Below are 23125 nucleotides of genomic sequence, written 5' to 3'. Positions count from 1 at the left end.
CGGGTTGGTGCGTGATGGCCGCGCGACTGTTCGTCATCACAATGATGCCGCTTGTGATCTTTGCGGTCTTCATTGCGGAACTCTCCCGACAGGTCATGTGGGGCTTGGTGAGGGCGTGCTGCTACGCGTAGATAGAAGCGCGAAACGCGGCGGCACACTTACCGCGGCGCTCTCCTGTCTTGAGATGAGGATCCTCGAACGCCTGGAAGAGGCCTATAGCGAATGGGGAGGCTACCTCAACATGCGCGCGCTGACTGACGACGTCATTGACCGGGACCTTGCCCGGGCGCTTGTCCGTGGATTGGCGGCCAAGGGACAGGCGAAATTCGCCCGTGGCCTATGGACGGAAGACGGGGAGGAACCGGCCGGGTCGGGATACACGATCACGGCCGCCGGGCGAGCACGTTTGAAAAAAATGGAAGGAGCAGCAGGATGATGCAGGAGATCGAGCGCATGAAGGAACGCGCCGGCGCTGTTTCGCGCCGGAACTTCATCGGGAGGGCAGCCGCGCTTGCGGCCACCGCCACGGCCGGGTTTGCCGGCGGCATGGCGAAAAGCGAACTCGAGGACAAGGGGAAGGAATGGATTTCCGGCGTCGTTGTTGCGCCGGAGACACCCCGGGCAGCCTTCGCCATGACGCGCCGCAAGGTGGAGCACGTTCTACCAGGCGCGGCCGATTATCAGCGCGCGGCGTTCGATAGTTGGCGCGAGGGCAAGCCGATGACGGACCTGCCGGATATCTGCAGGCCGCGGGCGACGCTCACCTACCGGGGGCAGCACGGCCTGCGATATGTGAAGGCAATCGGCGGCGGCCTGAGATTGTGGGGGCCGGACATCGAGGGGCGGCCCTTGGTCGAAGCCGCCGACAAGGAATATGGGAGATGGTGCGCCGGGCGGCTGAACAGCTGCAGCCTCGAACAGGAGGAGGAAGCGGCCGTGTGTGAGGCGGTTATCCGTCAGAACGACGGGTCGCTGGTGCGGGCGAAGTATCTGACGCTACTTCTGCCCTGGCCGAACGGCGACGTCGTCAGCGTGTCGAAGACACTTGAGATTGAGACCGTATGACCTCCCGGCAACGCTCCAGCACAAAAGCGGGGCTGCTGTAGCCGAGCACGTGGTGATTCTGCAGGGTCCAGTTGGCGGGGTTGTCCCGGGCCTCCGCCGGCGCGTCTTCCGGCTTTCTGTACCAGCTGACCCTCGGCACCGGAGTGTGTTCGGCGCGGAAACGCTCCGCCACCCGGCGCCCTTCCTTAACGAAAAACACGTAATGCGGAGCGGACCACCGGGCCATGCCGATGGCGCGGATCGCCGGCGGAATGAGTTTATGCACGAGCGCGTCGCTTAAGGCCGTGCCGCAATGGTCCGGGTCAACGGCGATCGCACCGGTGAAGACCGTTGTCCCCCTGATGGCCTCGCACGCGGTGCGCGCTTCTCCTTCCGTCACCCAGACGTCCGCAGGATCCGCAGTCAGCCCGGCCACCTCGAGGTGCTCGCGGAGCGTTTCGAGGGGCACGATAGGAAAACCGCCGCCGGAAGCGATCGTCCGGCCGTCCTTCCGGATATCGAGCCAGAATCCGTCAGGATTGGCCTCTTCGGTATAACCTTCGAAGAAATGATAGCCGCAGGCCTCCCAGAACGCCCGTAGGCCGCTCCAGGTGTCCCGGACGTGGCCTTCCAGCCCGAAGGCCGCCAGGCGGGCGTCCACGGCGCTGAAAAAGGCGGAGAGGGTGTCACGCTCGGGAGATATGATAGGGGTGTTGGCGAGAGACATTCGTTTCACCAATGATGAGAGGTTGCATGGCGGCCAAATCGCGCACCCCATACCGAGACGCCGCAGAGAAAACCTTCCGCCACGGCGTTGACGTCGATATTCCGGGGATGGGATTGGGTCGCGCCGACGATGCGATGCGCGCATGGCCCGCAGGCCAAGGCGTTGCGCCGGCGGATTGGGAGATGCACGGCTACCGCGGTTTCGTGAGGGTCTATTTCAGAGACGAGAAAACCGCCCACGCCTTCCGGATCAAATTCGGCGGTAGGCAGTGGGCGGTCGAGGGGCTGGATGACCTGCGTATGATCAGGGCGTCAGCGAGAGAGGCCGCGCGCCGGTATTTCTAGCGGACCGCTCGACCGCCGCGAATTGCATCGCGGAGCGCCATATAGTCGCCTATGGCCTCAACAGTTGCACTGTCTTCCGCCATCGCCCCCACCTCGTCGGCAAGGCGATTATTGAACTCGCGGCTGTATTCCTTCAGGAGCGGGTCGGCGTCAGAGCCCGCCCTCGCGCAGGCGCTTAACGATATCGTCGCGATTGCGAGGAGCGTCCAGGAGAGCCCTGATTTGCGCATCCTTCTTTTTCCCGTCTCTGCTCGCCTGGTCCGCGCGTTCTGCAGCACGGCCGGCGTTGATGAGCTGCCTATTGGTGAGAAACCGGGCCAAGCCCGCCACCGCCTCAGCGATGGCGGACAAAGCGGCGAGGATCTTGGTGACGGTCACGGTCCAGACCATGCCAGGAAAAGACCGAAACCACCCGCCACCGCCGCGAGGCCAAACGGGCCGACAGCCCATACCCACCCCGGGAACGGCACTCCGATCCATTTGCAGACAGCCCACGCGACGAGGCAGAGCAGGAGACCTACAAGGGCGGCAACGAGCGCCAGGATGCCAGCGATTTGCATATCGCTAAGACCTCGCATCAGCCGCTCCTACCGTCACTGGCCCGCTCCGGCCGGTTAAGGGCGGGATCCTTAAGGGCGGCCTGATAGGCACCCTCATAGGTCGCGGCGCTCTCCTCAAGGCCCACGCCAAACTCGATGATGTCATCATTGAGTTTGCGGGCGATGTCCAGGGCGGACGGCGGCACGAAATAGGCGACCAAAGAGGCCGCCACGATGATGATCGGCATCACGGTTTCATAGTCGACCGCAACACCGGCCGCGTTCAGACCGAGGGTGGCGAGGAATCCCACGACACCCACGAGCCCGCTGGACAGGACCTTGCGGTCCGGAATGTACTTCTTCCATTTCATGACGAACTTCTTCCGGTCAGAGTTTCGTGGATTTGTCGAACTGCGCCATGACCTCACCGAGGGCATCCCCGTAAGGCATGGCTCCGGCGTCCACCGCCTTGACCATGCCGGCGAGGTCGGTCATGGCAGCGCGGGCCGGCTCAAAGGTCCGGAGCGCATCGGCGGCAAGTTGCAGGTATTCGTCTGCCGACAATTTCCCGGACGGAACCTCCCCGCGAATGAGCCTGTAGGCCTCGAGGGCAAGGGCCTGGCCGCCGGCCGAAATGGTGCGCTCGAAGAAATTGCCCTGCAGGGCAGCCGCCACCGCTTCGGCGTGACCGCGAAGTCGCGCGCAGGCGGGCCCCGCATCGGTGTCACCGCGGGCCGTGAGGGTGGCGCAGCCGATTTCAGCGAAACCGGCGAAGCGGACCACTCGGGCTTCGTTGCTCTTCGCGTCCACGACAACGTCCGCGGCCTTGTCCATGGGGGCGGGGATGCTCTCGCACGCAACCACCGCAGCGAGCAGCACAAGGCACGCCACGGGTATTCCAACCAGCTTTCGCAGCATGGCGGATCTCCAGTTCTGATTTTCAGGGGTTGGTCAGCCGACCTTCAGATTGTCGCGCAGGTAGTCGGCCTCGATGATCCTGCGTGTCTTGTACTTGTCGCCGAAGTCGCGGAGCTCTTCCTCGAGCCCTGGCCAGTCCTGCCGGCAGGCGGCGGCCCAGAATTTCGGCGCACCACCTTTATTGGCCGGCAGATAGAGGTTCGGCCCGTACTGGTACGCCACCGACGCGATGACGGTCTGAGCGGCGGCGGGGAGGTCTTCGAAGAGGGCGCCGGTGTGGCGCTCATAGTTGCGCGCAAGCGTCTCGGTCACCCACCGCCGCGCGGCGATCGAGAGCGTGCGCGCATCGGCCTCAACCAGGATCAAGCCCCGTTCGTCAAGGGCGTGCTGCGCATCGGCCGTTTTCAGACCGAGATACGGCCGCAACGCGGAAATCAGGGCGGCGGAGCACCCCCACCGCTCCAGTTCTTCGACGGAACGCTGACCAAGGTCCACGCCCGCGCCGATCGTCACCCCGGAATCCGAGCCGTCCGCATGCGGCACGTAGCCCACCGTGCGAAGCCCGCCCTCGCGCTCGTCAATGAAGGCGTGGTCGATGCCGGGCGCGCCCGCGAGTGCGGCGGCGGACATTATGTCGACCTCCTGTCAAGGAAACGCTCCAGCGTGGCTTCCGCGCCGCGCGGACCGAGATAGGACGCCACCGCGATGGTTCCGAGTGCGCCCATCTGACCGAGATCCAGATATTCCGCGACACCCGCGCCGATCAGCCCCATACCGAAAGCAACGGGGATTTCCCAGAGCAGCGACCATGACCAGAAACGGCGGTCGCCGCGCCGGCAGAGACCCGCCAGATACATCAACCGGCCAAGAATCGATGCCCCGAAAATCGAGACATAAGGCACCAAACTCGAAAGCCAGGCCGACGCCTGATCCCGCCAATCCATTTCGTTTCCCCTCAATGAAAAGCGGCCGCACGGAGTTGCGACCGAATTCGTCAGAAAATCTCAACACGGGTACGCCCCACGGTCCCACACAAGCCGAACGCTTAGAGCTAGGGCCCACTTGTCGGGAAGGGGGCGGTAGGCGTGGGTGCGCCGCTGCCGGTAAATCCACGATCTGTCCCGATAGTCAGTCGGAAGCCGTCGCGCACGCCGTCCATAAATACAGACGCATTGTTGTCAACCGTTCCGATCTTCGGATTGACAGATGTGGAGGTCGTGGCCCTGTTCAGGGTCTGCGTGGCTCCGGAAAAAACCTCGGTACCGTTCAGCGACATGCCTAGGTTGTCGCCGTTCTGATACCAGGCCACGAAGTTCCAGACACCAGTCGACACCGTGCCGGACGACGCCGTGAGAAACCCGGATCCGGTATAGAGCGCGAGGCGGCCAGAGCTGTTTATGTAAAAGAAATATCCGCCGGCCGTTCCGTCCCAATGCGACGCAAAGATAACGTTATAAGTTTTCAGGGTGTCCAAAAGGACCCATGATTCCAGCGAAAAATGGGATGCCCCCATATCAAAGGCGGATGTGCCCGCAATACTTAAGGCGCTATCAACCCCATCCAGTTCACAAGCGCCCGTTCCAAATTTCTTTCTTGCGGTTTTTACTTGCGCACCTCCTTGCGCCGCGACTGTGTTGCTGGCCGCGCTCAAATCCGTAAAGTCCGTGGACTCGTTGTCTCCGTCCATGTTCAGCAGCAGCGCGACGCTTGCAAAATACGGATCCGTGGCGCCGCCGCCGGCGGGACGCCTTCCCGGAAGCGCCATCGTGTTGCCGATCAGCATGTCAGCTACCGTTGTTCGGCCAGCCGGCGGCGCTGCCGTCCTGTCCGCCTATACCGGTTTCGACGTCGACCGCGTCGAATTCCTGTTGCGTCGAGGTTGCGACGTTGTCGTCCTTCAGGTCTTGCGCGTTGTGGATAATGTCCTGGACATAATCTTTGCCCGCCCGGAGGAACGCCTTGTTCTGGCCCGAGCTCATCGTGACGTTCACGTTTTCCGCGTCCCGCCAGCGGTTGCGGTTCGCGTTGCCCTGGCCGTCGTTATGAGCCGACATGACCGAGACCATGCGAAACTGCGAAACGTGCAGATCGAGCTGGTAGCGATGCTTTTCACCAGAGCCGGGGATCTCGTAATAGAAGCCTTCGCCAAACAAACTAATCACCTTGGCGTCGATCAGCCTGTTCTTGATGGCTTGTTGCTCGGAAAGGGGCTTCAGGACGGCAACGGACGTTTTCGCTTCGCTGTCCCAAGCCTCGTCCTGATAGATCGTGAGAGCGGGCGGCGGATCCGCGACCCACGCCCGCCCCTTTCCCGCTACGGACGCGGCTGGGCCTCGCCCCTCGCGAAACTCCTGGTGCCGTATGAACGCGCCGTCGCTGAAACGATAGAGTGCGTACCTGATCATGCGTCGGTCGCCGCGTTCAGGGTGATATTGACCGCCTTGATCATCGCGACGGCATCGGCCGCGAGAGTGTCGGAGCCGTCCGCGGCCTTGCGGACGAGTTGAACGATGAGCAGCTTGTTGCCGGCCAGGGTGCCGGCCGGTGTGATCGCGCCGGTCACGTCTGCGATGCAGAATTCACCGGCCCCGGTCAGCATGTCCGTGACTGTGACCTCTGTTCCAAAGGCGCTATCGATCGTATCGCCGTTTCCCAGAACCTTCGCCCGGACACCCCAGACGACATCACCGGAACCGCTGTCGGCGGTCCAGGCGATGATCGCGGTGACGGTGCCGCCATTGTAGGACTTCGGAAGCCAGCCATAATATTGGACGCCCTCTTCCGTGTCTGGATCGAAGGCGTAGCCGCCCTTCATGACATCGTTGGTCGCGGCCTCCGATTCATAGAGCTCCGCGCCGTTCGTCGTTCTGGTCTGCGCGCCGATGATCGGAACGGCGAAGGTGTGAAGGCCCTGCTCGATCAGGTTCGAGGAATTGTTAACCGCCTTGCTGTTCATGTTCAGCGCGCCGCCGGCCGTCACAACACCGGCATCGTCTTCGCTCCAGAGGCTGACCTTGATCTTGTTGCCGATGGTATTAGCCCACCGGACCCACCGATTCAGAACAGACGAGGCCGGCCCCGTCACATTGTTTGCCACGGCAACGCCTCCTGCGGATGAAATTGAAGTCGGCTCCACGATCTGCGCCAGGCGGAAGGAGACCGTGTATATGTCGGAATTACCGCTGTATGAGAGCCTGCTTGCAGACCGGCCGTCATTCGTCGCGAGAATATCTGTCTGCAGCCAGTCGGTAGCCGCCGGGTCGAACATGAACAGGATCGGCAGGTTCTTATCGACCGAGATCTTGACCTCCCGCGCGAGCGCATTTTCGGCCGGCGTCAGGTTGCGGTATGTCCCGCTCCACTCGCGACTGCTCGGTCGGACGTCGAAAGTCTTTTGGCCACTCCTGGATTCCTGATAGCTCGTTCGATGAACGATTTGTTCTTCGAGATCGAAGTCGACATTGATAGCGGGTTGGTAGACCTGGAATAGCCCGAAATAGCCGATATGCAGCGCCAGGCCGTCGTCGGCCGGATCCTCGCCGGGGCCCTGATAAGGGTCGACAATCTCGACCAGCCATGACGTGTGCGTGACCGGGGTGGACAGAAAGATGCGCGTCAGCTTCGGCAGGTGCTTTGAGTTCGCCGGCGTCCGGTCTCCGGGCCAGATATCGGGCCACCCGGTATCCAGATCCGGAGCATCCACCGCGCTGGTGATCGTGCCGTTTGTCGACATGGCGACCAGGGCGGCGTTCGGCAAGCGCTCCGGGTAGTATCGAACGTCTCTCAGCCAGAGCTCACCGGGCGCCGTGCCGTCGCCGATCGCGCCGAACAAGATGCGGTCCACCGTTGGCACCGAGCCCCCGGCATCCGTCACCACCGCCGCGCCGTTTGCGGAGATAGCGAAATCATCGGTATCCCACGCGATCGCCACCCGGAAGATTGTCCCGGTCGCGATATCGACGGTCGCGTCGAGGGCGGCTTGCGGAGAGGCGCCGGCCGCAACGTCGAAATCGAGGTTTCCGGACCCGTCGAATGACACGCGGATTTCGTTGTCGGTCGTTCCATCCGACAGGGAGATGACGCCCTGCTGCTGCAGCGTGTCGTTCGTCATCTCGAATTCGGCATAGATCGTTCCGGCGCCGGCCGTGAAGAATTCGGAAAACTCGCTCCCGGCGATCGAGACGGCTTCGCCTTCGATCAGGAGGCCCTTGCGCCGGCCGGTTGCCGGGTCGTGGTCGAAACGCGCCTCATCCACCGCCGCGAGCTGTTCCACGCCTGCGGCATCGTAATAGTTCCCCGTCGACGCCCGGGTCAGGGTCACGGCGTCGTCCAGCGCATTGGTCCGGAAATCAAGGTCCAGATCGGGGCGAGGCAGCGGCGAGTCCGAGGCCACCACCCTCCACTGTGCGTGTTCGGACATATTGTGATAGTGCGCGGATATCGCCTGAACCGCCTCGCCCCCGGTCTCCACCCAGAAATAGAAGCGCCGCGCGCCGGTCGTCGCCGCGTGCGCGACGTCCGCCATGGGCAGCGATAGGGCCTTTGCCGCGGGCCACGCGGACTGAAAGTGTCCGCCCTCGACGGTCGAGGCGTGGTTCATCCACCCAAGCGCTGCAACGGCCATGATTGCTCCATAGAAAAAGCCGCCCCGAGAGGCGGCGCCGAAAGTTCTTTGATTGTCGATCCGAGGCGAGGGCCGAGACCTTACTCGACCACCCGGTAGATACCTTTGACAGCTTCCAGCGCCGCAGCGTCGCGGACCAGAATGATGCCGGACTTGAATGTTCCGCAGACCTTGACCTTTATCGGCTCCAGTCCTTCGGAGGCGCGCTTTTCGTAGACTATCGGCGCGACCGTCCGCCCCGCCACATGCCGCGGGAACAGAAATTCCGCGTCCGCATCCGCACCACCGGCAACGGCCCGGGTCTCCGGACAGGAAAGCGACAGATCGAACTTCCACCACACCGCGCCGTCCCTTTCGAGGGCGGCCCACGCCTGCGCGGCAAACAAGTCGGTTTTCTCATGCTCCGAAAGACGGCCCCAACGCGAAGCCGCCACCGCTTCGGCGATCAGAGCCTTCCGCTGACCGAAATCTTCGGCAGCGGCGGGCGCCACCACCGAGACGAGCAGGATGGCGGCCATCAGCACCCGATTCGCCGTCTGCGCAAAACATGATTTCCGTTGCATGCCACACTCCGATTTACAATCTATTCTGCTTAAGTGATAAATAATTTATCACGACAGAATAAATTTTCAACCACCGGAGCGCGAAAAAATGACCCGACGTGATAAAAAAATTATCACGCCCCATACTTCCGAAATCATGATCACGGGCGTTCAGATATACGCGGCGAAAGGCGGGCTCGGTTGGTCCAACGCGCACCTTGCCGAAGTGTCCGGCGTTTCCAAGCCCACGATCGACCGCATCAACCGAACACCAGTTACCCCGAAGATGCTTGCCGAGAACCTTGCCAGCATCGAGGCCGCGCTCCGCGCCGGAAGCGACACACTCAGGGTCGAGTTCATCGGAGAAGACGGCGTCCGGTTCATCCCCAAAGAAGCGCTTTGAACACAGGCGCCGCGCCCCCCGACCCGGGATCCTTCACCAACTCCACAATCACGAAATTGCTCCCGGCCGGCGAAAGGCCGCGGAGCGAGGTCTTAAGCTGCATGACCTTGCCCGGCCTCATAGTCCACGGATTCTCGAAAAGATCGGGCGAGAAAGTCACATAGTAAGGGTCGCGCGGCACCCCGAAGAGCTCGATCGCACGCGTACCCACGATTTCGAGCTGCCGGTTCTTCGTGCTCATATGCGCGACGATTTCCAGCTTGCCCGCTGACGGGTCCGCCTCGAGGTTCTGTTTCAACTCGATATATCGCGGGTCGAACTTCTCAGCCCGGAGGGCGCGGCCGTCCACCGTCGCTTCGCCGGTGATCTCGCCCGGCTGCAGCGGCGCATAGTTATAGTCGGAATAGACGACAATCTGCCCCGCCGGCACAAGGCTGCGCTCAAACTGGCCCGGGTCCGCCAGATCAAGCGAAATGATATTGGCATCGTCCAGGACGTAGTCCGGCGTCGCGCTTTCCGGCGCCGGCAGCGGGCGGACATAGAGCGTGCCGAGCAAGTCCCACGTCGTGTAGTGAAGCTGCCCGTCCGCGATGGCCTGGATCACTTCGCCAAGTGTCCGCTGCTCGGAAACGTACATGACGATATCGCCGCCGGTCGGCGCATCCGGGTCATAATTGGCGGAGGAAATACCCTCGCCGAAATTATCCAGCAGCCAGGCGATCGTCTCGCTCATTTCCATCTGGCTATTGAAAGAACTGGAACTCCGTCCGAGGCTCCCGGTCAGCTTGTAGACGGGCTGGCTCCCCGTCTTGAACAAGCCGAGAGAGGGCACCTGTGCAAAGTATCCCTCCGTCACCGTGAGCGCCTGCAGCGCCGCCAGATCGGCGGCATCTTCCTGATACTGGATCCGGCCCCCGCCGTCGAAGATGTCGATCAGGTCGTTTGTGGCGTATTGCGCCGGCGCGTAATTCCCATATTTGTCAAAGTTGGTTGCGAATATCTGGTCTACGCCGTTCAGCGGCAGGAACTCCACGTTCCTGGCATTGCCAACCATGACAGGCAGCCAGCGGCCGGCCACCTCCGGCGCGCCGTTGGTGCCACCGGTCGCTTCGGAAGTGCCTTCGAAGAAGTTCCGGTGCAGCGGTTTGTTCGCGGCCTCCGCCTTCGATCGCACCGTCACACTGACCGTCTCGGCAACGTCGACGGCGCGGATCAGCGCATCGTAAATCTGGAACCACCCGTCACCGTCGAAAGGCTCCTGATCCACAGGCCCACGCCAAAGTTCCGCCGGCCGCTCATTGAAGTTGAAATTCTTCAGGCCATTCAGCGCCCCATCGGAGTTGTTTAGCCGCGCCTCGGAAAAAGTGGGGGCCCCGTCAAACCGCACCAGGTGCGTCATCTGCAGGCGCTCTGTGATCGCCCCAGGCGTGGTCATTGGGTCCGCAATGAACCTGTCCGGAAAGCGGCTGTTGGTTGCCGACGTGCGGAGGCCACCGCTGCCGTTGTGCGCATAGAGGAAAACGCTTTCCCCGCCGCCGCCAACCTGCCGGAAAGAGATGTAGTCGACCTCCATGGTCTGGGAGCCCGAGCCCGACACGGCGAGATAAAGCTGAACCCTGTTATAGCCGTCCTGAACCACCAGATCCTGCTGGATCACCGTCCAATCCGTGCTGGAAAAGGACGTGTTCAGATAGAGCACGTCGGTTGTATAGGGGGCTTCCTTTGTCGCCCGCACGTCGATGACGATAGTGCTCACGTCGACGTTGCGCAGGCGGATCTCGAATCGGTAGGTCTTTCCCGTCTGGGACAGGCCTAGCGTCTGTCTCAGCGTGGAGGTGGGCGACAGGGCCAGGACGCCGCCGGCTTCCGTGAAGTTGATTTCGGAAACCCCGTCGTCCCACCCTGCAACACCTTCCGAAAGGCTAGAGTTCACCGCCAGTTCGTGCCCAAGCGTGACGCCATCCCCCGCCTTCGGGGCGCCGGTCAGCAAGAGGACGTCGACATATTGTGTCATCAGCGTGTCGCCGCCTTTTGCTGGCGGCCCCCCGTTTCAATGTTGCCGAGGATCTTGTTGCTTTCGGCGCGTTGCGAGGCGGCCTCGTTGCCAAGCGCAGCCACCGTCCGGCGGAATTCCGCGTTCTCGGAGCGCAGGGCGACGATCTCTTGCCGCATGGCCCTCAACTCGATCAGGTAGCCGTCATTCGCCGGCGCCCCGAAGTTCATGGCCTCCGAGCGCATGCTAGCGAGTTCTAGCCGGACAGCCTTAAGCTCCGCCCATACTCCATCATTCGCCGCGCCGCTGAAGCTCATGCTCACCGGAATGGACCGGCCGTCCGGAAGGGGAACATAGGCCTCGGGCGTCCTGCCCTCGCCAAACAGCGCGAGCTGCGGCGAGTTCGCAATCCCACCATTGTCGTATGTGTTCAGTGCCAACGGCCCGTGCGGCGTCATGATGCCGCCCATCGCGAAACCGTTAGCTGACAGGAACGCGTCAACGTTTGAATTGCCAGCCCGGAGCGCATTCAGCTGGCCGGACCCGAACCCTGACGGAAGGGGCAGGCCCGCCGCCGCCAGAAGGAGAAGAATCTGCAGGTTCTGGGACGGATTGCCGCCAAGCGAATAACCGGCCTGAACCACACCGGAGGACGTGGCGATGTACTGCCCGTCGGATCCGCGCGCGTAGGTCACCGGCGTGAGATTTGTTTCCGTCACCCCGGTACGCTCCGCAAGTTCGTCCCGGATCTGCTCAAGCACCGAAAGCTGGGAAACCTGCACTTCGATTTCCGAGCGGAAAGACGTCTCCAGCTGCGCCAGCCCTTGGTCGACCTTCTGGAAGTTGTCGAAATGGTCGGTTGTGGACCCGTAGAACGTTTTCGACGCCTCCAGGAAGGACTGAGACGTGGACAGGAGCGTGGACTGCGCCTGCTCGTCGCCCGCCAGCGCCGCCGCCAGTTGCTTGTCAAACTGCGCTTCCGCACGGTTCAGCTGCTCAAGGGTCGAGAAGGGCGAGGTCTGCGCATTCGTCGCATAGCCGAAACGGGCCTGGCTGATTTGCGCGACCTGGGCCCGCAGAGAGGAGATCAGCGAGGTTCGGGACGCTATCTCGCTATCGAGAGCCGAGACGGCCGTTGCCATCAGCGACTGCGCTTGCCGCATTTCCTCGGAAATTTCCTGCACTGCGTCCGTCGCGTCGCCGATCGCCAGGTCAAAGCCGGCGATCCGTTCCCCGAACGCTATTTCCAGTTGCTCAAGCGTGGTCGCTTCGTCTTCAGCGCCGGAAAGGATCTGCGTGATACCCGCCTGCAGGATCTCGTTGATCTTCGTCGCCACCTGACCGGACAGGCCCCGGGGGTCATTCTCGAAAATCACGCGGGCGTTTTCGTCCAGCCCCTTGATGGTCTGGGCCAGCGAGTTGATCGCGTCGAAATCAACCGAGGCCTGCCGTATGGTACCGTCCGCGCCGACCGCTATTCCGAGGCCCGCGAGGAACTGGTTCTGGGCCTGTTCGGCCGCCTTGCCCGTCGCCTGAGATATCTTGCCGTCGACGTCAATGACAGCCTCGCCCATCGCGGCCAGGTCTTCGTTCAACGCCTCGATATCGGGCCGGGTCGCCTCTATCTGGGCCTTGAGATTCTCGAACTGCTCCACGATGGGGGAGACGGCCGGAACGATGTCCTCGAACAGCTGACGCGGTCCGGATATGGCGTCACCCGCGCCGACCAGAGTTTCGAAGAACTGGTCGACCTTGAACCGGGCCATGTCGGCGGCTTCGTTCAGGCGTTCCCGCGCGACTTCGGTGTTGAAGAAGTCGTCCAGGATCGGCTGGAGTTCTACCCCCCGCTCTTCGAGAATGTCGGCGAGCTTCGAGATGTTGAAATCGAGGTTGTCACCAGCCTTGTGGAACGCCTCGATCAGCTTTCCGTTGTCGCCGAGGTTCTGATCAATGGTTTCGATCAGTTCATCAAAGACCACGATCTGGTTCGGATTGACGCCGCTGGAGCGGTCGTTCGCGCCGAAGGAGAAAATGTCCTGAAGCGTGCGCCCGCGCCCGTTCTCGCCCGGATCGGTGTAGACGTTCGCATTTCCGTCGATGGAATCCGACCCACCGCCGAGGGCGAGCTGATAGCGCAGTTGGAAACGGTTGCCGCCGGTCGGATCGAACAGGGCCCGCGCGTCATCAATGAAGTCGCCGATACCTTTGAGACCGGAGCCGGATTCCGCGACCGCCTTGTTGGCTTCGTCCCGAAGCGCGGAGATCTGGTTGTTGAAGAGTTCCTGGCTCTTCGCGGCCTTCTCCAGGCGCCGCGCCGTGTCCCCCGCGACCGCGTCAAGGCCCTCCATCTGTTCGCGGAGGCTGTCCCACCCGGCGAGCACCTCGAGGCGGCGGGCGAAGGTCTCGGCCTCGCCCTCCGTCATTGAGGATTCGATGTTCCGGGCCAGATTGCCGAGACCGAGTTTCAGCGTGTCCGCAGTGGTTTCGGTGAGGCCGTCCAGTGTGCCTTCCAGAACCTGCTTCAGTAGGTTCCGAACCGCGAAGTCAGCCGACGCGGCGCGCTGGCCTCCCACGGTCTTGTCGAACGAACGTCCGTCCCGGGGCAAGCCCGCAATGCCGAGCACGTCGGGCGCATCGCTATAGGCGCCCGAACTCGTCGTGGAGCGGAATACCCGCTGATCAAGCCCTATCATGCCGAGCGAGGCGTCAGCCCCCAGGCGCAGCCCAGAGACCTGCAGGAAGGCGTTCGCGATGCCGGCCGCAGCGTCCCCGATGGCTTGCCCGACCGCGGGGTCACCGCCGTTCCCGACGTCCACACCGGTCACGCCGAACAAGCCGTTCTCAGCGCCGAGTTGCGCCGCTGACCGAGGAAGGTCTTTCTTCATGAACAGGGACGCCAGCGCGGCGACCCCCATGCCGAGGAACGGGGCAACCGCGAGCGATCCAGCTTGGAGGATGCCGGAGCCTAGCGCGGTCGGGGCGATACCGGATCCGGAAGCGATCGCTCCGTTCGCAGCGCCCGGGATGGCCTGAGACAGCCCCAAGCTCTGGCCAGTGGGCCCAAGCACAAACGAAGAGGTCAGCGATCCCGTGTTTGTCAGGTTGCCGAAGAACGAACCCGCGCCGGATAGGTTCGAGAGACCGCCCACCCCACCGCCGCCTATCCCTCCTCCACCGCCGAGTATTGACGAGCCGGTCGAGAGAACGGAGCTGATAGTCGGCAGCGTGTCGCCAAACAGCATATTCTGTGCGGGATTTAGAAACGCAAGTTCACTGAAACGTTGGATGAGTTTCGCAAGAACAGCCTCTCCGACGTTCCCAAGGTCGCGCATGTTAGTAGTGCCCTGGGCGATCCCTGTCGCGAAGTCTGACACGGCAGAGGACAGGTCCGTGAAAATACCCCGGATCGCGCCAAGGTCATCGCGCTGCCTCTCAAGCTGTACCCGCGTGGCTTGAATGCGCTCAGTAAGCTGGAGTTCCTCCCGAGCCTGTTCGCTGGTGAGGTCGACGCCGCGGCGCTTGAGGTCGAGTTCTTTTTTCAGGATCTCCAATTGAGAATCCCGAATGGAGGCGGTTTCTCCGACGAGGGCCAGTTCGGCTTCCGCAATCTTGAGGCTCTCCCGCAGCCCGAGCAGCGCCTGGACATTATTGATCTGGGCAGACGCTTCAGCGATCGCCTCTACGAGGCGAAGTTCCTCCCGGGCCTGCTCGCTGGTCAGATCAATCCCGCGGCGGCGGAGCTCGAGTTGCTTCTGCAAGACCGCAACCCCAGCCTCCCGGATGGCCGCGCCTTGATCGGCGAGCTGAATCTCCGACTTCATCAGTTGAAGGTTTTCGCGGAGACCCTGAAGCTTGTTTGCGTTGCTTGTCGCCGCGGTCGTTTCGGCTATCGATTGCGCGAGCCGGATCTCTTCCGCCGCTTGGGCACTGGTCAGGTCTACGCCGCGCTCCTTGAGGTCGAGCTGCTTCTGCAGGGTGGCAAGAGCCTTGTCCCGGACGGCTTCGCCTTCCCCCACGAGGTCAAGTTCGGCTTTAGCGAGTGCAGCCCTGCGCTCAAGCCCTTGGGTCGCGCGCGCGTTGGATGTTTTTTCGTTGACGTCGGCGATGGCTTTTGCGAGCCGCAATTCTTCGAGGGCCTGCGTACTGGTCAGGTCTATGCCGCGTTCCTTCAGGTCGAGCTGCTTCTGCAGGACGGCCATTTCTTTCGCGCGGGCGGCTTCGCCTTCACCGATGAGATCGAGCTCGGCTTTCGCGAGCGCAAGCCGGTCGTTCTGCCCGCGGAGGGTTCGAAGATTTTCCTCCCCGGCCAGCGCAGCCGTAAGTTTGATCACTTCGCGGCCGAGTTCGGTCGTGGCGGTCGTCTCTGCCTTTCGAAGGTTGATGGCGATTTCCCGGGCGAGGCCTACTTTCCCGACAAGAGACGCCTCCGCGCGAAGGTCGGTTACAAACTTGTTCACTGAACCGGAGGTCCTGCCGGCGCTGTCCCCAAGCCCGAGCAAAGCAATCTCCGCGTCGGTCGCGGTCCCGGCGAGCACCGCAATCAGGGCGTTGGCCTTGGCAACAACTTCGTTTTGTTCCCGCCAGCCCGAAATGGCCTCGAAAGAGTTCCCCGCTTTCGACCTCCAGTTCTCATTGGTGGCAACCAGATTGGCCAGGGCTTCGCCAACACCGTCGACATCAATCCGGCCGGCCGCAAATTCGGCCATGATCTCCTTCACCCCCGAACGCATGTTCGCGAGTTCGGGAACGCGGTTGTTCGTCATCACGAACAGGGAGTGAGAAACCGCATCGACGCGGTCGCGCAGTTCTTCAGCCTGAGCGGCGAGGTTCTCTTGCGCGCGAACCATTGCCTCGGTGGCGGAGGCTTTGGCGAGGGCCGCCATTGCTTTCGCCGTGGAATCCGTTTCCCGGCGCGCCTTGGCCATGCCGTCTGCAACAAGGTCCATGGTCTGGGCCTGCAGTTCGCTCGCGCGCTGCGCATCGGTCACTCGGGATTGATAGAGCAGGAGGCCAACGCCTACCGCTTGAACGGCTGTCAGTAAGATGGTGATAGGACTTACGGAAAAGGCGGCGGCGGTACCGAGAGAAGTAAGCCCCTTCGCAACCTTCGGAATCGACCTGCCGCTGATATCCTCGAGCGTAGCAATCGCGGTTGATGCCGTTCGAACCGAGCTGGCAAATAGACCCATCCCCGTGACCGCCTTGAGAGCCTGCCAAGCCACCCACGCACCCACGAGAAGGTCGAGATTATCGGCCATGAGGAAGACTGCGTCGGCGGCGATACCCGCTATCGAGGAGAGCTTTTCGAGAACGGCAACAGCGGCGTTCTGCGCCTGGATGCTTTCCAGGCGCTCGGCAACGCCACCGAGGCTTTCGCCGAGCTTCGCGGACGCGCCGGCGCGCTGGTCCACGTTCGCAGAGAACCGCCCGAAGGCGTTGTCAACGATTTGCACCCACTGGCTGAAGGCCCGGGCGGATTCTTGGTTGAATCTTCGGAGTTCCGGCAGCATGGAACTCAGCGCCTCGGAGACGCGCTCTGTCGTGAGTTTGCCTTCTTCGGCCATTGCCCGGAGCGCCCCTCGCGCGACTCCCAGGCCCTTCGCGAGCGCGTCGGCAAGCGGCGGCGCCTGCTCCATCACGGAATTGAACTCGTCGCCACGAAAAACGCCAGATTGCATAGCTTGCGTGAACTGGGTGACGGCGGCACTCGACGACTGTGCGGCCCCGGGGATTTTTGCGAGGGAAAGGGCGACGCCTTCTACGACGTCCAGCCTCTTTCGCTGTCCCCCGGGCAGTTCGTCCAGCGCTTTAGTCAGGCCGGCCAACTCGGTAAAGGCTTGACCGGAAGCCTGCGCGATGCCGTAGACGCTTCGTTCGATGAGCGCCGAGGACCCTTCCACCGATTGCGCAAGCAGGTTCTGAGCCCGGGTGTATTCCTGCGCTTCGGAAATAAGCCCGCCGATCGAGAGACCGATGCCGATACCGGCCGCCGCCCGCTTCAGGGTTGACCAGGCCTTCGCCGCTTCCGTCGCCTCTTCGCGGAACAGCTTGGTTTCCACCACCGTTTCCGCGATTTCCCGTTTCAGGCCGCCGATGCCGCCGGTCGCGGTCGCGACTGAAAGCTCGAGGGCGGTCCAGGCACGCTCTGCGGTCAGCGTCTCGGAGGCGAACGCCGCGACCCCCGCGGCGGCATCCAGCGTTGCCGTGGCGGCGCTCCCGACGCCCTTTGCGGCCGATACCGCAGCGCTGCCGACAGCCTGCAGCTTCCCGCCCGCATCGCCGGCGGCCTTGTCGAGGCGCGCGGTTGCGGCGGCGGCCTTGTCGAGCGCGCTCTCTACCCCTTGAGCACCACGCACGGCGCCGCGGTCGTCAATAACGACCTCGTGGACGATGCGGTTGGTCTCAAGGTTCATGATGATCCTCTAGGGGGACTAAATTCGGAGGGGCGGGCCTCGCGTGGCGGGCCCGGAAAAGCGAAAAAGGCCGCCGGAGCGTTCACTCGGCGGCCTTTTTCTTCGGTTTGAGATCTTGAGCGGCCCGCACCCACTCCCGGTCGATCGCTCTGACCATGCGGCGGTAGAAACGGAGGTCTTCCTTGCCGGAAACCCCGTCCATTTCCTTCGCGTGCGCGATGATCACGGCGGTCGGTATATGGGCCACCCCGCTTATCGCCGGGGGGCGGTCATAGGTCAGCGCGTCGAAAGCGCGCCTATAGACCCCCCATGCGGGGTTGAAGTCCGGCGGGATGCACCTTTCCGGCGGCTCCTCGCCGTCTTCAAGGTGCATCATCGCGATGTTTTCAGCCTGGTCGGCCCACCGGAAGACCCACGAGGCCCAGGCGGCTAGTTTTTTTCCGCCGCCGCCTCGAGTTCTTCCTTGAAGTTGGCCTCGTTGCGGGCCGCCATGATCAACTTGCGGCGAAGGGCGGCAAAGCGAGGATCCTGAAGCAGCTTCTCCATCTCGCCGGGCTTCGATGTGTCGATCTTCTTGCCGTCGAGCGTCCACGGGCCGTACCAGCTTGCCACGAGGCCCTGACAGACAAACTGCGCGTCGATCCGGCGGGAGACGTCGTCCGGGATTTTCTGGAACGCGACGTAGGGTTTCATGAGGCGCTCAAGCACCTTGGCCGCCTTCTCCGAAGAGGCCGACCGAAGCACGACGCCGCTGGTCTCTGACAGTTCGAGCTTGAAGCCATCCTCGGACTTCTTCGGGTCAACGGCGAATTCGTTCAGTTCCATGTCAAATGGTCCTTAGGTTTGAGGTTGGTGGGGAAGGGGAAGCGGCGCCCTAAGGCGCCGCCTGTCAGGCAGCGGCCGGGAAGCGGTCGATCTGCATGATCCATCCGAGATCCGGGTCCGGGTCGGCTTCGAAGGCGTAGGTCGCCATGACGTCCTGTCCCGGGCCGCCGCGGGAGAGCGTTTCGCTGCCGAGCACCACTCGGGGCTGTGTCACGATGTAGGAGTTACCGGCGGCGTCGGTCACCCGGTAGTAGACCACCAGCTTGGTTTCGGCCGCGTAGGCGTCGTAAGCCTCGAAATCCTTGAAATAGAGTTCGATTTGGCCGGACGACATGAAGGACCCGGGGCGAACGCCGATAGCCGCGGGGTCCCCAATTGCATAGCTCGCACCGGCACCCGTGCGGGAAATGGTGGTGGTGATGCTGTTCACCTTGGCGTTGGGTAGGTTGCCGAGCGCGATCGCATTCATGTTGCCGACGGTGTTGAACACGTCGTTCTGCGGCGCGGCTCCCATCGTGCCCACCACCGACGTCTGCTTGGTCTTGCTCTTGGCCACCAGGTCGCACGTGCCGCTGAAGAACTGGCCGCGGGCCGCGTTGATCTGACCGCCTGTGGCGATGCAGCCGGAGAACATTGTCCCGACAGATGCGCTGTAGCGTTCCTGAACGGCAAGCGTGTTCACGACGTTCGCGTTGTGCAGGATCGAGCCGGTGATGCTGATCTCGTTGGAACCGCCATTGGCGTCGGTCGAGGGGGCCGGGGAAACCGTGATGGAGGATCCGTCGCCGGCCTTGTCGATCACGCGGAAATAGCCGTTCGCGCCGGCGGTATCGAAACCGGCAACCTTGATCCACTGGCCGACCGTGACACTGTCGAAATCACTGGCGCCGCCGTCGAAGGTTCCGCCGGAATTGTCGGCCGAAAGACCGGTATCGGCGATCGCAAGGGCCGTGGACCAGTCGCCGGTGAAAAGCGTCGGCCAGATCAGGTCCTGGTTGCCGTAGGAAATGGCGAACTGCAGGCCGCCGGAGGCGGAAACGTCCTGCGTAACTGCGGGCGATGCCTGCCGGTCGGAGCGGATTTCGTTCGGGCGCGAACGGGTTTTGCTCTCGTTCAGGCTGATCGACTGCACCCGCATGCCGGTATAGGTGGAGGCGGGCGGGGTGCCCCAGGTGGCCTCGCGCGCGAGGCCGATAGTGAGATCGTCCGTCTGCTGGGACGCGAAATATCCAGTGGTAGCCATGTTTGTCTCCCGAAGAGAAACGGCCCGCTAAGAGCGGGCCGAAAAGCTGTTGCGATATCTGGTGGGGCGTTCAGCCGGTCGACTGGTACCGGTACCGGATTCCGAACGACCGGCCCCACCACCGCTCGCCCGATACGTCCCGCGGTCCTTCGGATCCGGGGAACCTCTCGAAGATCGTCAGCCCCGCCGGCGGCGTGGCCCATTCCAGGAACAAATCACTGAGCCCGTCGCAGATGGCATCCGCATGCTCGCGGCCGGCGCCGAGCGGGACATAGGCGTGGCACATGAAGGCCCCGTCCTCGCTCCAGAGGGGGTTAGAGGCGTCGCCGATGGCCCCCCGGCGCTTCCCGGCGCCCGGGAACGCAATTTCGAAGAACGGCCGGCCGTTGGCATCGAAATGGTCGTTCTCCCCCCGGCGCGGGGCGCCCGCGAAGGCGTCCGCTCTTGCAAGGATCAGTGCAATAACGGCGGAATCGGTCATCGCAGAGAAATCTCCATCCCCGGGTTGCGGGCGTGAGGATCGCCAGGAGCGCTCTGATAGGAGAAGCGGACCCGGACGTTTTCGAACTGCCCGGCGACTATCGAAGCAGCGACCTCATAGACCCCGTCCGGAGCGCTGGCAGACCAGCCGAGTTCGATCCGGCGCGCATAGGGCAATATGTTGATGATCTTCACCCGGTCCTGCGGGCCTAGCTGCACCGGCCAATCCACGAAATTCCCGTTGACCAGGACCTCATGGCTGGCCCGGTATTGACCCGTGAGAACGGGCGAGAGGCGCTCCAGCGTTTCGAGGGCGAGGTCTACGGCCGGCGCCTGCGCGCCGAACCGAACCGAGGCCGTTCCCCCGATGTATTTCCCCCACTTCTGATCGGGGATGACTTCGGACGGACCGGAGGCCGCAATACTGTTTGCAAGGTCGGTGACGAACGACAGGTGCAGCCTGGTCGTCAGCGCCTTTGCGGCAGCAATCGCACGCGAGAAATCAGCGAGGCTCATTTGCGCAGCTGAACGTCCCAAACGGCGATAGTCGCGCCTTCGAAGATCGGCCTGGCGTCGACCACCAGGAGTTCGTCGCCTTCCATCTCGACCACGTCGCCCGGCTCCGGCGCCGTTGCAAATTCGGAGGCGCGCACGACCAGGCGCCGGTCACCGGACGCGACGCCGCCGAGGATCTCGGTTTCCGAATAGTGGCCGACGGCCGCCGTGATACTGTTCTCGCCCGCCTGAGTGATTTCGCAGGCGACACTGGCATAAGTGGCCGCCAGGACCGGCGTGACGGGCACATTGGTGAATTGGTTGGACGAAGCTTTTACCTCGCCCGTGACGGTGTATTCGGTTCCACCGACCGTGATCTTGGCGCCGGCGGAGAGGATGCCGGCGGCGAATGGATGGGCGCCCGTCGCGGCGACCGTCATCAGGCCGACACCCGCGTCGCCGGAGGCGGCGAACGGCCCGCCGATGACCGGCTGCCGGGTGGTGCCGGCGCCCGCTTTGTGCTTCCAGATGACCGGAACACCCCAGGTCGCCCGGCAATTCCAAAGCAGCCCCAGAGGATCCTTTTCAAGCGGTTCGACGGCCCCGATTGTCCAGGTCTGCGAGCCGATGGAAATCTGCCCGCCGGAAACCGGCGTCAGGGCGTCTCTCAGAACGTGAATTCCAAGGTCGAAGACGGTAACCGTCACTTGCCCGATCTGAACCGACCGCGCACCGCCGACGCGCTTCACGTGGCAGGCGACCGCCGGGCCCGAAGGCGGGGTGTAGATCGCGGCTTCTCCGAGGCGCCGCAGGATCCCTCCCATCTTCGCGGGCGTCATACCGGCGCCCACTTGCGATAGGGGGCGAGGGGACCTCGCTTGGCGTCGAAGATGGTCTGCCCGGCGCCCATCGTGCCGTAGGAAAGCGACGTTCCGTCGCTGTAATCTTCGCGGCGAATGAAGGAATCCCGTTCGCGCGACCTTTCCAGGTCCTTGACCAGGTCGATACAGGCCCGCTCCAGATCGGCAGGGACATTTGCCCCGGCCTCGGCGGCGCCCTTGTATCCGGCCTGATAGGCAACCGTTACCGGCGATAACCCCCAGCAGACCCGGGCGCCGGAAACGGACAGGCGGTAAAGAATGGCGCCGTCGAGTTCATAGAAAGCCGCGTCGAGCTCTTCGCTGCCGATGGTGACGGTCGTTATTGAAACCGTTGACGCTAGTTTCCCGTCAGGCGGCAACAAGATTGCCGCGCCAGGACTGCGCTCGATATGTGAATAGGACGCTTCCAGCAGGGGCTGCTTGCACCAGCCCTCAATGCGGGAGGAAGCCTCGGCAATATACCGCTGCAGGCGCGTGTCGGCGGCCGTGTCGGTATAGCCGAGGTCTTCCTTGACCGTTGCAAGTGTGGTGAGCACTTATCAGGCTCCACCGTTCCGCTTCTTGGCCTCGGCTTCCGCCTCCGCCTTCCGCATCTTCTTCGTGACCGGATTTCCGGCGCCGTCGACCACATGGAAGTGAGGACCGCCGGCGTGCACCGCTTCGAACTTTCCGGTACCGACGAGGGTGTCGTTGCCGTCACCGCCGTAGAGCGTGTCGTCGCCCCCGGTACCGGCGAGGGTGTCGTTGCCGTCACCGCCGTAGAGCGTGTCGTCGCCCCCGGAACCGGTGATTTCGGCTTCTTCGGCCCAATCGTTGTCGAGAAACACCTTTTTCAGGTCGCGTTCGCCAGGCGTCCGGGACAGGTCATAGGTTTCGCCCTTGAGGTACCGGTGGATTTTAACTCCGTCGACCGATCCGGGCTGCGTTTCTTTCATCTTGATCGGCATGTCTGCCTCCGAAATGGGGAGGGGCGGCAGACGCCGCCCCTAGAGTTGCAGGATGCCTATCAGGCGACCGGGGCGTTACGCGGGTGGCCGAGATGCGCCGTCGCCGCGAAGAAACCGCCGTTGGTGACCCCGGCAGCCGTCAAGGTCAGGCGGACGTACCGCTTGTTGCCCCGGTATCCGACCTTCTTCACCGCATTGTCGTCGGTATCGGCGAAGGTCGCCCCGGCCACGGTGCCGAGCATGTCGCCCGCCGCGACCGCGGTTCCGTCCGAGAGGTCGGATTCATCGCCCTCCGTCATGCTCGGGGTGAAGGCACCGTCGGTGACGGCTCCGGACGCGATCGAGAAAAGCAGGGATTCGAAGCCTGCCGTATCGATGATTGCGCCGTTGACGGCGCCGTTGCTGCCGATTTCCTGCGGCGAGATCGCCCCAAGGGCTTTCACGTTGTTGTAAAGATCACGAGAAGACATTCCGTCCTCCTTCCAATATTTGACGCGTTTGAAGCGGCAACGGCCGGGCGAAACGCCCGGCCGTGCAATAGCCAGTTCCGGCGCGGGGAAGCGCCTTAAGTGGCGATTTTCAGCTTGCGGATGGCTTCCGGCTGACGGACCCCGCCGCCGGTGCGGCGGCGGCCGCGGGACACCACCAGGCCGTTGTCGGCGCCCGTGGTGGAGGCGACCTGGGACATGATCAGGACGCGGGCCACG

25 protein-coding genes are annotated in these 23125 nt (G+C 63.1%); 4 read left to right on the top strand and 21 right to left on the bottom strand.

The window, feature by feature from the left end:
* Positions 1 to 184: 184 nt before the first annotated feature.
* Entirely contained in the window at positions 185 to 436 is a 252-nt protein-coding gene (locus IG122_RS10650; RefSeq protein WP_193183304.1) for a hypothetical protein, read from the top strand.
* Positions 433 to 1065: a hypothetical protein gene (locus IG122_RS10645; protein WP_193183302.1), complete on the top strand. Its 633-nt coding sequence runs from the start codon at positions 433 to 435 to the stop codon at positions 1063 to 1065. Before IG122_RS10650 ends, IG122_RS10645 begins: the two co-directional genes overlap by 4 nt.
* On the opposite strand, the gene IG122_RS10640 is transcribed toward IG122_RS10645, so the two are convergent.
* Positions 1028 to 1771 (bottom strand): hypothetical protein, encoded by a 744-nt coding sequence (locus tag IG122_RS10640; protein ID WP_193183300.1) that lies wholly within the window; start codon positions 1769 to 1771, stop codon positions 1028 to 1030. The genes IG122_RS10645 and IG122_RS10640 overlap by 38 nt on opposite strands.
* A 26-nt stretch (positions 1772 to 1797) precedes the next feature.
* On the opposite strand from IG122_RS10640, the gene IG122_RS10635 reads away from it, so the two are divergent.
* Positions 1798 to 2115 carry a hypothetical protein gene (locus IG122_RS10635; protein ID WP_193183298.1) on the top strand — a complete coding sequence of 106 codons (318 nt, stop codon included), beginning with the start codon at positions 1798 to 1800 and terminating at the stop codon, positions 2113 to 2115.
* Positions 2116 to 2265: 150 nt separating this feature from the next.
* On the opposite strand, the gene IG122_RS10630 is transcribed toward IG122_RS10635, so the two are convergent.
* The 9 genes from IG122_RS10630 to IG122_RS10590 form a co-directional block, all read right to left on the bottom strand.
* Positions 2266 to 2493 (bottom strand): hypothetical protein, encoded by a 228-nt coding sequence (locus IG122_RS10630; RefSeq protein WP_193183296.1) that lies wholly within the window; start codon positions 2491 to 2493, stop codon positions 2266 to 2268.
* Between the two features lie 199 nt (positions 2494 to 2692).
* Positions 2693 to 3025 (bottom strand): hypothetical protein, encoded by a 333-nt coding sequence (locus IG122_RS10625; RefSeq protein ID WP_193183294.1) that lies wholly within the window; start codon positions 3023 to 3025, stop codon positions 2693 to 2695.
* 16 nt (positions 3026 to 3041) lie between these two features.
* Positions 3042 to 3572: a hypothetical protein gene (locus tag IG122_RS10620; RefSeq protein WP_193183292.1), complete on the bottom strand. Its 531-nt coding sequence runs from the start codon at positions 3570 to 3572 to the stop codon at positions 3042 to 3044.
* Positions 3573 to 3605: 33 nt separating this feature from the next.
* Complete coding sequence (locus tag IG122_RS10615; RefSeq protein ID WP_193183290.1) at positions 3606 to 4202, bottom strand: pesticin C-terminus-like muramidase; 597 nt, start codon at positions 4200 to 4202, stop codon at positions 3606 to 3608.
* A complete protein-coding gene (locus IG122_RS10610) occupies positions 4202 to 4516 on the bottom strand; it encodes a phage holin family protein (protein WP_193183288.1) in 315 nt (104 codons plus the stop codon). Before IG122_RS10610 ends, IG122_RS10615 begins: the two co-directional genes overlap by 1 nt.
* A 107-nt stretch (positions 4517 to 4623) precedes the next feature.
* Positions 4624 to 5355: a LamG-like jellyroll fold domain-containing protein gene (locus IG122_RS10605; protein WP_193183286.1), complete on the bottom strand. Its 732-nt coding sequence runs from the start codon at positions 5353 to 5355 to the stop codon at positions 4624 to 4626.
* Position 5356: 1 nt separating this feature from the next.
* Complete coding sequence (locus tag IG122_RS10600; protein WP_193183284.1) at positions 5357 to 5977, bottom strand: DUF4376 domain-containing protein; 621 nt, start codon at positions 5975 to 5977, stop codon at positions 5357 to 5359.
* Complete coding sequence (locus IG122_RS10595) at positions 5974 to 8196, bottom strand: LamG domain-containing protein (protein WP_193183282.1); 2223 nt, start codon at positions 8194 to 8196, stop codon at positions 5974 to 5976. The genes IG122_RS10600 and IG122_RS10595 overlap by 4 nt, the downstream gene beginning before the upstream one ends.
* Before the next feature lie 80 nt (positions 8197 to 8276).
* Entirely contained in the window at positions 8277 to 8759 is a 483-nt protein-coding gene (locus IG122_RS10590) for a hypothetical protein (protein ID WP_193183280.1), read from the bottom strand.
* 88 nt (positions 8760 to 8847) lie between these two features.
* On the opposite strand from IG122_RS10590, the gene IG122_RS10585 reads away from it, so the two are divergent.
* A complete protein-coding gene (locus IG122_RS10585; protein ID WP_193183278.1) occupies positions 8848 to 9141 on the top strand; it encodes a transcriptional regulator in 294 nt (97 codons plus the stop codon).
* On the opposite strand, the gene IG122_RS10580 is transcribed toward IG122_RS10585, so the two are convergent.
* From IG122_RS10580 to IG122_RS10530, 11 genes are all read right to left on the bottom strand, one after another.
* Positions 9119 to 11155: a hypothetical protein gene (locus IG122_RS10580; RefSeq protein WP_193183276.1), complete on the bottom strand. Its 2037-nt coding sequence runs from the start codon at positions 11153 to 11155 to the stop codon at positions 9119 to 9121. The genes IG122_RS10585 and IG122_RS10580 overlap by 23 nt on opposite strands.
* Positions 11155 to 17547: a tape measure protein gene (locus tag IG122_RS10575; protein WP_193183274.1), complete on the bottom strand. Its 6393-nt coding sequence runs from the start codon at positions 17545 to 17547 to the stop codon at positions 11155 to 11157. Before IG122_RS10575 ends, IG122_RS10580 begins: the two co-directional genes overlap by 1 nt.
* 82 nt (positions 17548 to 17629) lie before the next feature.
* The gene (locus IG122_RS10570; RefSeq protein ID WP_226893501.1) at positions 17630 to 17923 is read right to left on the bottom strand and encodes a hypothetical protein; all 294 of its coding nucleotides are present in this window, start codon (positions 17921 to 17923) and stop codon (positions 17630 to 17632) included.
* A gap of 53 nt (positions 17924 to 17976) precedes the next feature.
* Entirely contained in the window at positions 17977 to 18372 is a 396-nt protein-coding gene (locus IG122_RS10565) for a hypothetical protein (protein WP_193183272.1), read from the bottom strand.
* A gap of 64 nt (positions 18373 to 18436) precedes the next feature.
* Positions 18437 to 19615, bottom strand: coding sequence for a phage tail tube protein (locus IG122_RS10560; RefSeq protein ID WP_193183270.1), 1179 nt, complete (start codon positions 19613 to 19615; stop codon positions 18437 to 18439).
* A gap of 70 nt (positions 19616 to 19685) precedes the next feature.
* Positions 19686 to 20096 carry a hypothetical protein gene (locus IG122_RS10555; protein ID WP_193183268.1) on the bottom strand — a complete coding sequence of 137 codons (411 nt, stop codon included), beginning with the start codon at positions 20094 to 20096 and terminating at the stop codon, positions 19686 to 19688.
* Positions 20093 to 20611: a hypothetical protein gene (locus IG122_RS10550; RefSeq protein WP_193183266.1), complete on the bottom strand. Its 519-nt coding sequence runs from the start codon at positions 20609 to 20611 to the stop codon at positions 20093 to 20095. The genes IG122_RS10555 and IG122_RS10550 overlap by 4 nt, the downstream gene beginning before the upstream one ends.
* Complete coding sequence (locus tag IG122_RS10545) at positions 20608 to 21429, bottom strand: hypothetical protein (protein WP_193183264.1); 822 nt, start codon at positions 21427 to 21429, stop codon at positions 20608 to 20610. The genes IG122_RS10550 and IG122_RS10545 overlap by 4 nt, the downstream gene beginning before the upstream one ends.
* Positions 21426 to 22007 (bottom strand): head-tail connector protein, encoded by a 582-nt coding sequence (locus tag IG122_RS10540; RefSeq protein ID WP_193183262.1) that lies wholly within the window; start codon positions 22005 to 22007, stop codon positions 21426 to 21428. The genes IG122_RS10545 and IG122_RS10540 overlap by 4 nt, the downstream gene beginning before the upstream one ends.
* A gap of 3 nt (positions 22008 to 22010) precedes the next feature.
* The gene (locus tag IG122_RS24455) at positions 22011 to 22418 is read right to left on the bottom strand and encodes a hypothetical protein (RefSeq protein WP_193183260.1); all 408 of its coding nucleotides are present in this window, start codon (positions 22416 to 22418) and stop codon (positions 22011 to 22013) included.
* 59 nt (positions 22419 to 22477) lie between these two features.
* Positions 22478 to 22888: a hypothetical protein gene (locus IG122_RS10530; RefSeq protein ID WP_193183258.1), complete on the bottom strand. Its 411-nt coding sequence runs from the start codon at positions 22886 to 22888 to the stop codon at positions 22478 to 22480.
* Positions 22889 to 23125: the final 237 nt, after the last annotated feature.

Origin of the sequence: Nisaea sediminum (genome assembly GCF_014904705.1) — a bacterium.
In the GTDB taxonomy this organism is placed as follows: domain Bacteria; phylum Pseudomonadota; class Alphaproteobacteria; order Thalassobaculales; family Thalassobaculaceae; genus Nisaea; species Nisaea sediminum.
This window is presented reverse-complemented; position numbering and strand designations above follow the sequence as displayed.